This is a genomic window from Streptomyces sp. NPDC054961 (genome assembly GCF_053609145.1).
The window spans coordinates 14,032-27,061 of sequence record NZ_JBSGWY010000017.1 but is presented as its reverse complement, the minus strand read 5'-3'; the positions used below and the strand labels follow the sequence as shown (position 1 = coordinate 27,061).

11 protein-coding genes are annotated in these 13,030 nt (G+C 71.4%); all 11 read right to left on the bottom strand.

Going from position 1 to position 13,030, the window contains the following annotated elements; translation table 11 throughout:
• Window positions 1-39: 39 nt before the first annotated feature.
• Entirely contained in the window at window positions 40-1,275 is a 1,236-nt protein-coding gene (locus ACWF9Z_RS17300) for a serine hydroxymethyltransferase (protein WP_453602984.1), read from the bottom strand.
• Between the two features lie 103 nt (window positions 1,276-1,378).
• Complete coding sequence (locus ACWF9Z_RS17295) at window positions 1,379-2,038, bottom strand: arsenate reductase/protein-tyrosine-phosphatase family protein (protein WP_453602982.1); 660 nt, start codon at window positions 2,036-2,038, stop codon at window positions 1,379-1,381.
• Entirely contained in the window at window positions 2,035-2,682 is a 648-nt protein-coding gene (locus tag ACWF9Z_RS17290) for an L-threonylcarbamoyladenylate synthase (protein WP_356649338.1), read from the bottom strand. The genes ACWF9Z_RS17295 and ACWF9Z_RS17290 overlap by 4 nt, the downstream gene beginning before the upstream one ends.
• Before the next feature lie 58 nt (window positions 2,683-2,740).
• A complete protein-coding gene (gene prmC / locus ACWF9Z_RS17285) occupies window positions 2,741-3,586 on the bottom strand; it encodes a peptide chain release factor N(5)-glutamine methyltransferase (RefSeq protein ID WP_254384242.1) in 846 nt (281 codons plus the stop codon).
• Window positions 3,587-3,653: 67 nt separating this feature from the next.
• Entirely contained in the window at window positions 3,654-4,733 is a 1,080-nt protein-coding gene (gene prfA / locus ACWF9Z_RS17280; RefSeq protein ID WP_453602981.1) for a peptide chain release factor 1, read from the bottom strand.
• Between the two features lie 114 nt (window positions 4,734-4,847).
• The gene (rpmE, locus tag ACWF9Z_RS17275; protein WP_453602980.1) at window positions 4,848-5,063 is read right to left on the bottom strand and encodes a 50S ribosomal protein L31; all 216 of its coding nucleotides are present in this window, start codon (window positions 5,061-5,063) and stop codon (window positions 4,848-4,850) included.
• A 184-nt stretch (window positions 5,064-5,247) separates the two neighbouring features.
• Window positions 5,248-6,351 (bottom strand): LCP family protein, encoded by a 1,104-nt coding sequence (locus ACWF9Z_RS17270; protein ID WP_453602978.1) that lies wholly within the window; start codon window positions 6,349-6,351, stop codon window positions 5,248-5,250.
• Window positions 6,352-6,704: 353 nt separating this feature from the next.
• A complete protein-coding gene (gene rho, locus ACWF9Z_RS17265) occupies window positions 6,705-8,819 on the bottom strand; it encodes a transcription termination factor Rho (RefSeq protein ID WP_453602976.1) in 2,115 nt (704 codons plus the stop codon).
• Between the two features lie 460 nt (window positions 8,820-9,279).
• Window positions 9,280-10,206 carry a homoserine kinase gene (thrB, locus tag ACWF9Z_RS17260; protein ID WP_356649343.1) on the bottom strand — a complete coding sequence of 309 codons (927 nt, stop codon included), beginning with the start codon at window positions 10,204-10,206 and terminating at the stop codon, window positions 9,280-9,282.
• A 390-nt stretch (window positions 10,207-10,596) separates the two neighbouring features.
• A complete protein-coding gene (thrC, locus tag ACWF9Z_RS17255; RefSeq protein ID WP_453602974.1) occupies window positions 10,597-11,667 on the bottom strand; it encodes a threonine synthase in 1,071 nt (356 codons plus the stop codon).
• A gap of 6 nt (window positions 11,668-11,673) precedes the next feature.
• Window positions 11,674-12,978: a homoserine dehydrogenase gene (locus tag ACWF9Z_RS17250; protein ID WP_453602972.1), complete on the bottom strand. Its 1,305-nt coding sequence runs from the start codon at window positions 12,976-12,978 to the stop codon at window positions 11,674-11,676.
• Window positions 12,979-13,030 lie beyond the last annotated feature (52 nt).

The following is a 13,030-nucleotide window of genomic DNA, read 5'->3' as shown; positions in this document are numbered from 1 at the left end:
CGGTGGCCGTACCCCGGTTGCGGTACCTCCTGCTTGCCCCTATTCGTCCCCGTACGGCGGAAAATCGACCACCAGCTCATTGACGTCCCTGCGGATCTTCGTGGACTCCCCGCCGCCCAGCGCGGCGGAGAACAGCGCGGCGATCCGGCCCATCTCCGCCTCCCCCATCCCCTGCGTGGTCACCGCCGCCGTGCCCAGGCGGATCCCGCGCTGGTCCCCGTAAGGAAGGGCGCAGGTGTCCAGCACCATCCCGGCGGCGGCGAGCCGGCCGCGCGCGGTCGGGCCGTCGACGCCCAGCGGCGCCGGGTCGGCGGTGATCAGGTGCGTATCGGTCCCCCCGGTCGTAACGGCGAACCCGCGGTCCGCGAGCGCGTCGGCCAGGGTCCGCGCGTTGGCGACCACGCGGTGGGCGTAGGAGGTGAACGCGGGCCCCGCGGCCTCCCCGAAAGCCACCGCCTTGGCGGCGATCGTGTGCATCTGGGCGCCGCCCTGCGTGAAGGGGAACACCGCGCGGTCGATCCGCTCGGCGAACTCCTCGCCGCACAGGATCATCCCGCCGCGGGGGCCGCGGAGCACCTTGTGGGTGGTGGCGCACACGATGTCCGCGTAGGGCACGGGGCTGGGCGCCGCGCCGCCCGCGACCAGCCCGATGGGGTGGGCGGCGTCGGCGATGAGGTAGGCCCCGACCTCGTCGGCGATCTCGCGGAAGGCGGAGTACTCGAGGTGCCGGGGGTAGGAGATGGAGCCGCACACGATGGCCTTGGGCCGGTGGGCGTGCGCGAGCTCCTGCACCTGCTCGTAGTCGACGCGTCCGGTCTCCGCGTCCACCCCGTAGGGCACGAAGTCGAACCAGCGCCCGGAGAAGTTGGCGGGCGAACCGTGCGTGAGGTGTCCCCCGGAGGTCAGCCCCATGGCCAGCACCGTGTCCCCGGGCCGCAGCAGCGCGGCGTACGCGGCCAGCACCGCGGCGGAGCCGGAGTGCGGCTGCACGTTGGCGTGCGCGGTCCCGAAGAGGGCGCAGGCCCGCTCCGCGGCGATCCGCTCCGCGAGGTCGGCGTACTCGCAGCCACCGTGGTAGCGGGCGCCGGGGTACCCCTCGGCGTACTTGTTGGCGAGCGCGGAGCCGAGTGCGGCGAGCACGGCGGGAGAGGTGAAGTTCTCGGCGGCGATCAGCTGCAGGGACCCGGCCTGTCGCTGCGCCTCACCGGCGAGCACGTCGGCCATCTGCGGGTCCTGCCTGCGCAGCAGGTCCGTCGGCTCGGTGATGACGCTCATGGCGCGACTCCAGGGGGTACCGGGTACCAGCCACTGTAGGCCGCGGCCGCGCTTCGCGCCTCGCGGCAGGCCGCCCGTCGGGGCCCGCGGGGCACCGGCGGGGTCAGCGCGCGGCGGTGACGCCCGTCAGGGCCGTGACCACCGGGTCCAGCGCCTGGTTGATCTCGTCGCCGATCGACCGGAAGAACGTGATCGGAGCACCGTACGGGTCGTAGACCTCGTCGGCGTCCGGCGAGGGCGCCAGCAGCCAGCCGCGCAGCGCGGCGGCGGCCCGCACCAGGGACCGCGCCCGCTCGGCCATCCCGTCCTCCAGCGGAGGCAGCGTCGCCGGGTCTATGGCGCGCACCAGCCGCGTGAACTCCTTCAGCGTGAAGGTCCGCAGTCCCGCCGAGTGCCCCATCGAGATCACCTGCGCCCGGTGGTCCCGCGTGGCGGTCAGCACCAGGTCCGCCCGTATGACGTGCTCGTCGAGCAGCTCCCGCCCGGTGAACCCGGTCGCGTCCGCTCCGAAGTCCGCCAGCACCGCGGCCGCGTTGGCCTCCATGGGCGCACCCTCGTGTCCCCAGGTGCCCGCGCTCTCGACGATGAGGTCCCCGGTCACGAGACCGCCCAGCCGGTGCGACAGGGCATGCCTGGTCAGCCGCTCGGTGATGGGCGAGCGGCACACGTTGCCGGTGCTGACGTGGAGTATGCGGAAGGAGCTGCTTCCCCCAGCTACCGCTGGGAGGTACCCCCCGGCTATGCCACGCCCCTCAGGGCTCACGGGGCCACCTCGAGGTCGGGTACGACCTCCCGCAGCTGCTCGGCGGTCAGCGCCCCCTCGCGCAGCAGGACGGGAACCTTCCCGGTGACGTCGACGATCGACGACGGCTGCATGCCCGGGGTCGGTCCGCCGTCCAGGTACACGGACACGGAGTCGCCCAGCATCTCGCGCGCGGCGTCGCAGTCCTCGGGCGCCGGGTGCCCGGTCAGGTTCGCCGAGGACACCGCCATCGGGCCGACCTCGGTCAGCAGCTCGATCGCGACGGGGTGCAGGGGCATGCGCACGGCCACGGTCCCGCGGGTCTCCCCCAGGTCCCAGGCCAGCGACGGCTGGTGCTTGGCGACGAGGGTCAGCGCGCCCGGCCAGAAGGCGTCGACGAGCTCCCACGCCTGCTCGGAGAAGTCCGTGACCAGCCCGTGGAGGGTGTTCGGGGACCCGATGAGGACGGGGGTGGGCATGTTGCGGCCGCGGCCCTTGGCGGCGAGCAGGTCGCCGACGGCCTCGGCGCTGAAGGCGTCCGCGCCGATCCCGTACAGGGTGTCGGTGGGCAGCACGACGAGCTCGCCGCGGCGCACGGCGGATGCGGCTTCACGCAGGCCCGTCTTGCGGTCCGTCGCGTCGTTGCAGTCGTATCGCCGGGCCATCAGCGGGCCTCCTCGTGCAGCAGGGTGGTGGCGGAAGTGCTCTCGCAGGTCACGCCGGTCACGGCAGGGCCTTGCGAGCGGTCGCGAAGCGCGGGCGGTTGTTCAGGTCGGGGTGGTCGGCCGCGTCGGCCCAGCCCCGCTCCTCGGCGAAGATCCAGGGGACCTGGCCGCCCTGGGTGTCCGCGTGCTCGATGACGACGATGCCACCGGGCCGCAGCAGCCGGTGGGCGGTGCGCTCAATGCCCCGGATGGTGTCGAGGCCGTCCTCACCGGAGAACAGCGCCATCTCGGGGTCGTGGTCCCGGGCCTCGGGGGCCACGTACTCCCACTCGGTGAGCGGGATGTACGGCGGGTTGGAGATGACCAGGTCGACCTGGCCGTCCAGCTCCGGCAGGGCACTGAGCGCGTCGCCCTGGTGGACGGTGACCCGCGAGCCCTCGGCGTTCTTGCGGGTCCACCGCAGGGCGTCCTCGGACAGCTCCACGGCGTGCACGCGCGAGCGCGGCACCTCCTGCGCCATGGCGAGCGCGATGGCGCCGGAGCCGGTGCACAGGTCCACGATCAGCGGCTCGACCACGTCCATCGCCCGGACGGCCTGTATGGCCCAGTCCACGACCGACTCGGTCTCGGGCCGGGGTACGAAGACCCCGGGCCCGACCTGGAGCTCCAGGTACCGGAAGAAGGCGCGGCCGGTGATGTGCTGGAGCGGTTCGCGCGCCTCGCGGCGGGCGACGGCCTCCCAGTACCGGGCGTCGAAGTCCGCGTCCTTGACGTGGTGCAGTTCCCCCCGTTTGACGCCGTGCACGAAGGCGGCGAGCTCCTCCGCGTCGAAACGCGGTGAGGGCACGCCGGCGGCGGCCAGCCGCTGGGTGGCCTGGGCCACCTCGGCAAGCAGCAAGTTCACGCTGGTCCTCCGGGCTGCTGTCGTACGGGGGTGGTGCGGGGGGTACTGCGGCGCGGTTCGGGCGGGGTCAGTGCGCGGACGCGAGCTTGGCGGCGGAGTCCGTGTCGACGCACGCCTGGATGACCGAGTCGAGGTCCCCGTCGAGCACCTGGTCCAAGTTGTACGCCTTGAAGCCCGTCCGGTGGTCCGAGATCCGGTTTTCCGGGTAGTTGTACGTCCGGATCTTCTCGGAGCGGTCCACGCTGCGCACCTGGCTGCGGCGCACGTCGGAGGCCTCCTGCTCGGCGGCCTCCTGGGCGGCGGCCAGCAGGCGCGAGCGCAGGATGCGCATCGCCTGCTCCTTGTTCTGGAGCTGGCTCTTCTCGTTCTGGCAGGAGGCGACCACACCGGTCGGGACGTGCGTGATGCGCACGGCCGAGTCGGTGGTGTTGACGGACTGGCCGCCGGGGCCCGAGGAGCGGTACACGTCGATGCGGAGGTCGTTCATGTTGATCTCGACCTCCACCTCCTCGGCTTCCGGGGTGACGAGCACGCCGGCGGCGGAGGTGTGGATGCGGCCCTGGGACTCGGTGGCCGGAACGCGCTGGACGCGGTGCACGCCGCCCTCGTACTTCAGGCGCGCCCACACGCCCTGGCCGGGCTCGGTGGCCCCGTTGCCGCCCTTGGTGCGGACGGAGACCTGGACGTCCTTGTAGCCGCCGAGCTCGGACTCGGTGGCGTCGATGATCTCGGTCTTCCAGCCCACGCGCTCGGCGTAGCGCAGGTACATGCGCAGCAGGTCGCCGGCGAACAGGGCCGACTCGTCGCCGCCCGCGCCCGCCTTGACCTCGAGGAGCACGTCCTTGTCGTCGCTGGGGTCGCGCGGGACGAGCAGCAGGCGGAGCTTCTCGGTGAGCTCTTCGCGCTGGGCGCTCAGTTCCTTGACCTCGGCGTGGAAGTCCGGGTCATCGGCCGCGAGCTCCTTGGCCGTCTCGATGTCCTCGGTCGACTGCTTCCAGGCGCGGAAGGTCGCGACGATCGGGGTCAGCTCCGCGTAGCGCTTGTTCAGCTTGCGCGCGTTGGCCTGATCCGAGTGGACCGAAGGGTCGGCGAGCTTCTTCTCAAGATCGGCGTGCTCGCCGATCAGTTCCTCGACCGCCTCGAACATCGGGGGCTCCTGAAGATGGTGAATGTGAAGAAAAGGGCTGCGGGACGAGAAAGGCGCCGGTCCGGCTGCCCCCGTGGAAACAGGGTGCAGCCGGGAACCGGCGCCCGAAGCTCGCTACTTCTGTGCAGCCTTGCCGAAGCGGGCCTCGAAGCGGGCCACGCGGCCACCGGTGTCGAGGATCTTCTGCTTGCCCGTGTAGAACGGGTGGCACTCGGAGCAGACCTCGGCACGGATGGTGCCCTCGGTCAGGGTGCTACGGGTGGTGAACGCCGCGCCACAGGTGCAGCTGACCTGGGTCTCGACGTACGTGGGGTGAACATCGCGCTTCAAGGTGTCTCCTAGATTCGGGAGGGCGCCGGGTCGCAGGAGCCGAATTGCGCGCTGCGTGAACCGGGGCCGACAGACCAGTCTGCCAGGACCGGGCTGCCTGTCAAAATTCTGAGGACGCCTCCCTCAACGGAGGGGGGCCGCCATCTATTCCGCCGGGGTGCCCCGGGCGTTCCACCGGGGTCCGCTACCGCACGATCTCGCCCGCCGCGCCCTTGTCCCCGGCCGAGCCCGCCGTGGCCTCCGCGGGGATGTCCCGGTCGGCCAGCAGGGCGTCCCAGACCATCTGGGACTCCTGGGTGAGCGCGACGACGCGGTTGGGGTCGCGGACGTCCGCGGTCACCGGCAACGTGATCATCTTCATGTTCTCGGGGCCGACGCCCTGGAGGCTCTGCGCGAAGGCCATGAGGGACTTCACGTCGCCGAGCGGCTTGTCGGTGGTGATCGCCTTGGTGGCGGTGTCGGCCAGGTCGAGCATCCGCTTCGGGTTGTCGAAGACGCCGATGCCCTTGACCTGGTGGAGCAGGGCCTTGATGAAGGCCTGCTGGAGCTGTATCCGGCCCAGGTCGCCGCCGTCTCCGACGCTCTTGCGGGTGCGGACCAGGCCGAGGGCCTGTTCGCCGTCGAGCTTGTTGGTGCCGGCCGGCAGGTCGAGGTGGCTGAAGTCGTCCTTGATCGGCTTGGTGGTCGTCACCTCGACGCCGCCGAGATTGTCGATGATCTTCTTGAACCCGGTGAAGTCGACCTCGAGGTAGTGATCCATGCGGATCCCCGACATCTTCTCCACGGTCGCGACCGCGCAGGCCGCCCCGCCGACGGTGTACGACTCGTTGAACATCACGCGCCGGCCGCCGGGGTCGCTCTTGCCGTCCGTCGTCTTGCACGCGGGCCGGGTCACGAGGGTGTCGCGGGGTATCGATATGACGTCGGCCCTGGTGTGGCCCTCGTTGAGGTGGACGATCATCGCCGTGTCGGAGCGGGCGGAGCCGCCGTCGTCCTGGCCGTACTCGCCGTTGGCGCCGCCGCGGGAGTCGGATCCGAGGACGAGGATGTCCATCGAGCCGTTGTCCACGTCCTGCGGCCGGTCCGTGCCGAGGGCCGCGTCGATGTCGACCGTCTTCAGGTTCCCGTTGAGCTTGGAGTAGAAGTAGCCGAGCCCCCCACCGCCCAGGAGGACCACCCCGGCCGCGGTCCACGCGGCGATGACGACGGCTCTGCGGCGCCCGGCCGGCCTCCGTCGCCGTCCGCCCGCGGCGGACTCGCCGCCCCGGCCCCTGTTGTCCTGGCTCATGCTTTCCTCTGCCTGCCTGCCTGTCTCGGTCCGGTTCCCCATTCCCTCTGACACAGACGGGCGGACGCACGTCGGGGTTCCACGGCCCCCGGGGCGCCGGGACCGTCGCGCGGGAGCGGGCCGATCGGCACGGACGGCGTGTCACGCCGCGCCCACCTGCGCTTTTCACCGGACACGCGGAGTGACTCCGGGCGGGGATCCGGGTACGGAGTGTGGTGAAGGTCGCACGGCGCGCGAAGCCCGTACGGACTCCGCGCCATCGCGCCCACCTGACACGACCGCCCCCGTCGCGGGTGCGGCGGGGGCGGTCGGGTGCGCGGAACGCGCGGTCAGGCAGGTGCCTCGAGGAGACGTCAGTCGTCGTTCTTGCCCGACGGGGTCGTCTTCGCGATCTGCATGAGGAACTCGGCGTTCGACTTCGTCTGCTTCATCTTGTCGAGGAGCAGCTCGATGGCCTGCTGCGAGTCGAGCGCGTGCAGCACCCGGCGCAGCTTCCAGACGATGGCGAGCTCCTCGCTGTTGAGGAGGATCTCCTCCTTGCGGGTGCCCGAGGGGTCCACGTCCACGGCCGGGAAGATGCGCTTGTCGGCGAGCTTCCGGTCGAGCTTGAGCTCCATGTTGCCGGTGCCCTTGAACTCCTCGAAGATCACCTCGTCCATGCGCGAGCCGGTGTCGACCAGCGCGGTGGCCAGGATGGTCAGCGAGCCGCCGTCCTCGATGTTGCGCGCGGCACCGAAGAAGCGCTTCGGCGGGTACAGCGCGGTCGAGTCGACACCACCGGACAGGATGCGGCCGGAGGCGGGGGCCGCGAGGTTGTACGCGCGGCCCAGGCGGGTGATGGAGTCCAGCAGGACGACCACGTCGTGGCCGAGCTCGACGAGACGCTTGGCGCGCTCGATGGCCAGCTCGGCGACGGTGGTGTGGTCCTCGGCCGGGCGGTCGAAGGTCGAGGAGATGACCTCGCCCTTGACCGACCGCTGCATGTCGGTGACCTCTTCCGGACGCTCGTCGACCAGGACGACCATCAGGTGGCACTCGGGGTTGTTGACGGTGATCGCGTTGGCGATCGCCTGCATGATCATGGTCTTGCCGGTCTTCGGCGGGGCCACGATCAGGCCTCGCTGGCCCTTGCCGATCGGCGACACGAGGTCGATGATGCGGGTGGTCAGCACGCCCGGGTCGGTCTCCAGACGGAGCCGGTCCTGGGGGTAGAGCGGGGTCAGCTTCTGGAACTCCGGGCGGCCGCGGCCGGATTCGGGCGCCATGCCGTTGACGGAGTCCAGACGCACGAGCGCGTTGAACTTCTCGCGGCGCTCGCCGTCCTTGGGCTGGCGGACGGCTCCGGTGGTGTGGTCGCCCTTGCGCAGACCGGCCTTGCGGACCTGGGCGAGGGAGACGTACACGTCGTTCGGGCCGGGCAGGTAGCCCGAGGTCCGGATGAACGCGTAGTTGTCGAGGATGTCGAGGATGCCCGCGACGGGGATCAGGACGTCGTCGTCGGCGACCGGCGTCTCCGCCGGCGCGAACTCGTCGCGGCCACGACGGCCGCGGCGGTCGCGGTAGCGGCCGCGACGGCCGCGACGGCCGTCCTCGTCGAAGTCGTCCTGCGGGCCGTTGTCCTGACGGTCCCGGTCCTGACGTCCGCCCTGCTGGCCCTGGCCCTGGCCGCGGCCGCCCTGCTGCTGGCGGTCCTGACGGTCGGCCCGGTCCTGCCGGCCGCCGCCCTGGTTCTGGCCCTGGCCGGCCTGGCCCTGGCCCTGACCGGCCTGGCCCTGACCGGCCTGACCCTGGCCGGCCTGGCCCTGGTCGTCGGCCTTGGCACCGCGCTCGCGGCGGTCGCGCTGGCGCTCGCCCCGCTCGGCGCCGCGCTCACGGCGGTCACGACGGCCGCGGCCTTCGCCTTCCTGGCCCTGCGCCTGGCCGGAGACCGCGGTGGCGGCCTCCGCCTTGGCGTCGGCCTGCGCGGCCGGGGCGGTCTCGGTCTTCTGCTCGACCTGCACGGCGGCGGCGGGAGCCGCGGCCTCGGGGCTGCCGGAGGGGGCGGTGGCCCGACGGCGGCGACGCTCGCCGACCGGGGCGTCCTCGCTGGCCGGCTGGCCCGGGATGTCGATCTGCGCCTGCGTGGCGGTCTTCTCGACGGGGGCCGGGGCGGCCGTCTCGCCCGTGCGGGCCTTGCTGGTGGCACGGCGCTTCGGCTTGGCCTCGGCACTGTCACCGGCAGGGGCGGGCGCGGAGGCCGCGGCCTTGGGGGCGCCGCCTCCCGCCTGCGCCTCCTTGATGACCTCGATCAGCTGGCCCTTGCGCATCCGCGCGGTGCCCCTGATGCCCAGGCCCGACGCGACCTGCTGCAGCTCGGCCAGGACCATGCCATCAAGGCCGGTGCCGGAGCGGCGACGCTTGGTCGCGGCGGGGGCACTGGTGTCGACATTGGTGTCGGCAGCGCCCATCAGATCGGTGGTGTCGCTCACGAAGGGTCCTTCCCTGGAGCGGACGTCGGCCTGTCTGGCTCGGCGACCGGTTGTGCTGTCCGACGGCAGTCCGGGATTGGTGGACTGTGCCGGGGCGGTGGTCCGCCGGTAGAGATACGGCGGAGAGAAACGTGCATGTGCGTGGGTGGTTCCGGCGAGAAGCCCCCGAGCTGGAAGCGTGGGAATGTCACGCCGATTCCGGAGCGTGCTCGAAACTGCTGGAAGCGATCAAAGCAGTCGGGGAGGCTCCCGGAAGAAAGGTGGTCCCTGATAGGGACACTGAGCACCAAGCCATGGCGGCTTCGGATGCGCACTTGAGACTAACACTACCGGATCCAATAGATATTCCCCCTCTCCATCACCGGCAAAAGAGCCCTTCCGCGCGGACGGCCTGCCCTGGCCGCCCGCCCCGGGCCGGGTGACGGTGTTTATTCCTGCACTACTGCGCGTACGGCATGGGTCAGCCGCCCTGGGTACCCAGCGGAAGTACGCTCGCACCCGCGGCGTCGAGTGCGAGCCGGTTGGCCGCCCACCCCTCGCCCGCGAGCCGCGCGACCTTGTCGGCCGCGCCGTTGTCGACCAGCGCGAGGACCGTGGGGCCCGCGCCGGAGATCACCGCGGGGATGCCGTCCGCGCGCAGCCGGGCCACGAGCGCCACGCTCTCGGGCATCGCCGGGGACCTGTACTCCTGGTGGAGCCGGTCCTCGGTGGCCGGCAGCAGGAACTCGGGACGCCTGGTCAGGGCCTCGACGAGCAGGGCCGCGCGGCCCGCGTTGAGGGCCGCGTCCACGTGCGGGACGGTGCGCGGCAGCAGGCCGCGCGCGGTCTCGGTCAGGACCGGCTTGGAGGGGACGAAGACCACCGGGACGATCGACTCGGCGGGCTCCATGCGGATCGCCTTGGCGCTGCCGCCGTCCATCCAGGCGAGGGTGAAACCGCCGAGGAGACAGGCGGCGACGTTGTCGGGGTGGCCCTCGATCTCGGTGGCGAGCTCCAGGAGCGCCGCGTCGTCGAGTTTGGCCTCTCCGCCTATGGTCACGGCGCGGGCGGCGACGATGCCGGCGCAGATGGCGGCGGAGGAGGAGCCGAGCCCGCGGCCGTGCGGGATGCGGTTGGCGCAGACGACCTCGAGGCCGCGCGGCTGGCCGCCCAGCAGGTCGAAGGCGGTGCGCATGGAGCGTACGAGGAGGTGGCTCTCGTCCCGCGGGAGGGTGTCGGCGCCCTCACCCGCGATGTCGATGTTCAGGCCCGTATCGGCCACGCGGACGACGACGTCGTCGTAGAGCCCCAGGGCCAGGCCGAGAGCGTCGAAGCCCGGGCCGAGGTTGGCACTGCTGGCGGGAACGCGCACCCGTACGGCGGCGGCGCGGAATGCTGGACCGGCCATCGTCCGATGACACTCCTTGTGACTGTGCGAGACGAGATGTTCTGCTGGCTCGCTGTGAATGTACTGGAGAACGTACGACACCCGAAGGCCCTGTGGGCAGCACCGCGGTCATATGCGCGGCGGCGGATGTAAGTACAGCCTATCGAAGGAAGGTTCTCCTCCGACATAGGGCGCACAGCAGGCGCACGATGCGTGTCGCGGGCGTCCGCCCGCCGGCGCGGGTTCCGGCCGGTCTTTTGGTGCCGTACGGCCCGAGTTGCCGGATTCCTCAGCCTTCGAAGACGTCGAAGGAATTCCGGAATCCGGCGACTCGGTCGATTGCCGGACGTCCCGAACGAACAGGACCGGTCAAAAGGGACCGATCGCACGGGACGGGTCGGGCGGGACGGGTCAGATGAGACCGAGGCGCCCGGCCGCGGCCTCGGCGTCCACCGGAATGACGACCGGCTGCGGAGCGCCGGCGACCGCCCAGTCAGGGTCCTTCAGGCCGTTGCCGGTGACCGTGCACACGATCTTCTGGCCGGGGTCGACCAGACCGAGCTCGGCGGCCTTGAGCAGGCCGGCGACCGAAGCCGCCGAGGCGGGCTCGACGAAGACGCCCTCCTGCGAGGCCAACAGGCGGTAGGCCGCCAGGATCTGCCGGTCCGTCACCTCGTCGATGAAGCCGCCCGACTCGTCTCGGGCCTGCAGGGCGAAGTCCCAGGAGGCCGGGTTGCCGATCCGGATCGCGGTGGCGATGGTGTGCGGCTCCTTGACGACCTCGCCGCGCACGATCGGCGCGGAACCGGAGGCCTGGAAACCCCACACGCGGGGCGTACGGGAGGCCAGGCCGTCGGCCTTGTACTCCTTGAACCCCTTCCAGTACGCGGTGATGTTGCCGGCGTTGCCGACGGGCAGCACATGGATGTCGGGAGCGTCGCCGAGCGCGTCGACGATCTCGAACGCGGCCGTCTTCTGCCCCTCGATGCGCACCGGGTTGACGGAATTGACCAGCGCGACCGGGTAGTTGTCGGACAGCGCGCGGGCGAGGTCCAGGCAGTCGTCGAAGTTGCCGTCGACCTGCAGGATCTTCGCGCCGTGGATCAGCGCCTGGCCCATCTTGCCGAGCGCGATCTTGCCGCGGGGCACGAGGACCGCGCAGACCATCCCGGCGCGCACCGCGTAGGCGGCGGCGGAGGCCGAGGTGTTGCCCGTGGACGCGCAGATGACGGCCTTCGCGCCGTCCTCCTTGGCCTTGGTGATCGCCATGGTCATGCCGCGGTCCTTGAAGGACCCGGTGGGGTTCGCGCCCTCGACCTTGAGGTGTACCTCGCAGCCGGTGCGCTCCGAGAGCACCTGCGCGGGGACGAGGGGAGTTCCGCCCTCGCGGAGCGTGACCACGGGAGTCGCGTCCGTCACCGGCAGGCGGTCCCGGTACTCCTCGATGATGCCGCGCCACTGGTGGGTGCGATTGCTGCTCATGGGTCCTTACTCCCCTTCAACACGCATGATGCTGGCCACACCGCGCACGGTGTCCAGCTTCCGCAGTGCCTCGACGGTCCCGGAGAGGGCGGCGTCGGGCGCACGGTGGGTGACGACGACGAGGGAGGCCTCATTGCCGACCCCGTCCGGACGTCCTTGCTGTCGTACGGTATCGATGGACACACCGTGCTCGGCGAAGGTCGTCGCCACCTGGGCGAGGACGCCCGGCTTGTCGGCCACATCGAGGCTGATGTGGTACCGGGTGACGACGTCCCCCATGGTGCTGACGGGCAGCTGGGTGTACGCCGACTCGCCGGGCCCCGTTGCCTCGGCGAGCTTGTTGCGGCAGACGGCGACCAGGTCGCCGAGCACCGCCGAAGCGGTCGGCGAACCGCCCGCGCCGGGCCCGTAGAACATGAGCCGCCCGGCGGCCTCCGCCTCGACGAAGACGGCGTTGTACGCCTCGCGGACGGAAGCGAGCGGGTGGGTCAGCGGGATCATGGCGGGGTGGACCCGGGCGGTGACGGACTCCCCGTCGGCGGCCCGCTCCAGGATCGCCAGGAGCTTGATGGTGCAGCCCATGCGCCGGGCCGACGCGAAGTCGGCGGCGCTGACCTCGGTCATCCCCTCGCGGTAGACGTCGTCGAGGCGGACCCGGGTGTGGAAGGCGATGCCGGCCAGGATCGCGGCCTTGGCGGCGGCGTCGTAGCCCTCGACGTCGGCGGTGGGGTCGGCCTCGGCGTACCCGAGGGCGGTGGCCTCGTCGAGGGCCTCCTGGTAACCCGCGCCGGTGGAGTCCATCTTGTCGAGGATGAAGTTCGTCGTGCCGTTGACGATGCCCATCACCCGGTTGATCTTGTCGCCCGCGAGGGACTCGCGCATCGGGCGGACCAGCGGGATGGCGCCGGCGACGGCGGCCTCGTAGTACAGGTCCAGCCCGTGCTGCTCGGCCGCGGCGTGCAGCGCGGCGCCGTCCTGGGCGAGCAGCGCCTTGTTGGCCGAGACGACGGAGATCCCGTGCTCGAAGGCGGTGGTGATCAGGGTGCGGGCCGGCTCGATGCCGCCGATGACCTCGATGGCGATGTCGATGTCGCCGCGTTTGAGCAGCGCCGTCGCGTCGGTGGTGATCAGCGCCGGGTCGATGCCCTCGCGCACCTTGGAGGGGCGGCGTACGGCCACGCCGGCGAGCTCCACGGGCGCGCCGATCCGGGCCGTCAGATCGTCGGCGTGCGTCGTCATGATGCGGGCCACCTCTGAGCCGACCACTCCACAGCCCAGCAGCGCCACCTTCAGCGGACGCGTACGCATCATTCGACCTACGCCTTTCGATCTTCCATCGCTACCCGGCCCGCGGTTTTGCGCG